General features: G+C 70.1%; 3 protein-coding genes. All 3 read right to left on the bottom strand.

From position 1 onward, the window contains the following. Window positions 1–278: DUF5615 family PIN-like protein (locus BVI061214_RS00525; RefSeq protein ID WP_053766904.1), on the bottom strand; the 278-nt coding region annotated here is incomplete at its 3' end. Continuing rightward, entirely contained in the window at window positions 275–511 is a 237-nt protein-coding gene (locus tag BVI061214_RS00530; RefSeq protein ID WP_003049653.1) for a DUF433 domain-containing protein, read from the bottom strand. The genes BVI061214_RS00525 and BVI061214_RS00530, both read right to left, overlap by 4 nt. Window positions 512–559: 48 nt before the next feature. Beyond that, window positions 560–772 carry a hypothetical protein gene (locus BVI061214_RS00535; RefSeq protein ID WP_231623782.1) on the bottom strand — a complete coding sequence of 71 codons (213 nt, stop codon included), beginning with the start codon at window positions 770–772 and terminating at the stop codon, window positions 560–562. Window positions 773–971 lie beyond the last annotated feature (199 nt).

Here is a 971-nt window from a genome sequence, read left to right on the forward strand (position 1 = left end):
AGGAAGAGCTCTTCGAGGTCCCGGTTGCGGATGTTGCCGGTGGAGATCAGCAGGAGCTTGTAGGGCTCCTTTCGGAGGAGCAGGTCTTGGACGAAGTCCCCGTCCTTGGTGACCACCACCCGCCGTTCCCGCAGGGAGAGGGCGCATATCTCCTGGTCCGGCGTGGCGTTGCCCCGGGGAAGCTCGCGGGTGTGCAGGGCGTCGTAGCCCCTCTCCCGCAGGCGCTCCACCAGGCGGAAGGGGAGGTGGGCGTCCACCAAAAAGAGGGGCTCGCTCACGCCACCCTCAGGACCGTCTTCACCTCGGCCAGCCTGGCCGCGTAGAGGAGGACCGCCTGGAGGTCTTCGGACTCCAGGTCAGGGTAGTCCGCCAGGATCTCCTCCGGGGTCATGCCCGAGGCCAGGAGCTCCAAGAGGACCTTCACCGGGTAGCGGAGCCCCCGCACCGTGGGCTGCCCGTGGTTCACCTCGGGGTCCACGCTGATGCGGGCCAGAAGGTCGCCCTGGTCCATGGCCTCATGGTATCGGCTGGGGTGGGAAGGGGCCGGGGGGCAGTGGGCCTAGCCCCGCCCCGCAGGACCCAGGGGCACCACCAGGCGCAGCCAGCGCCGACCCCTTTCGTCCACCCCGGAGAGGAGGCGCACGGGGCGGCCCGGGAGGTGCCGGGCCACCACCGCCTCCAGTTCCCGGGCCAGGGCCTCCCGCCTCTCCGGGGGCAGCTCGGGGGTCTCCAGGAGGAGCTCCACGGTGTCCCGCTCCAGGTTCCGGTCCACGGCTTCACCTCGGGAGGACATCCTACGCTTGCCCCTCGGGAAAGGGGTGTTTTCCGGGCTCTAAGGCCCCGAGAAGGCCCGGGGGGAAGGGGGGCAAGGGGGAACACCGACCCCCGGCCCTTTAGGCCCCTTAGAGGGGCATAGAGGCCCTTAGGGGAAGGTGTGCCCGGCCCCAAAGGGCTTTTGGCCCGGGCAAAGG

Origin of the sequence: Thermus aquaticus (genome assembly GCF_001280255.1) — a bacterium.
Lineage (GTDB): Bacteria > Deinococcota > Deinococci > Deinococcales > Thermaceae > Thermus > Thermus aquaticus.

What these genes read in the sequence shown, in the direction of transcription:
- BVI061214_RS00530 (WP_003049653.1), bottom strand. Translation starts at nt 511, where the DNA reads ATGGACCAGGGCGACCTTCTGGCCCGCATCAGCGTGGACCCCGAGGTG.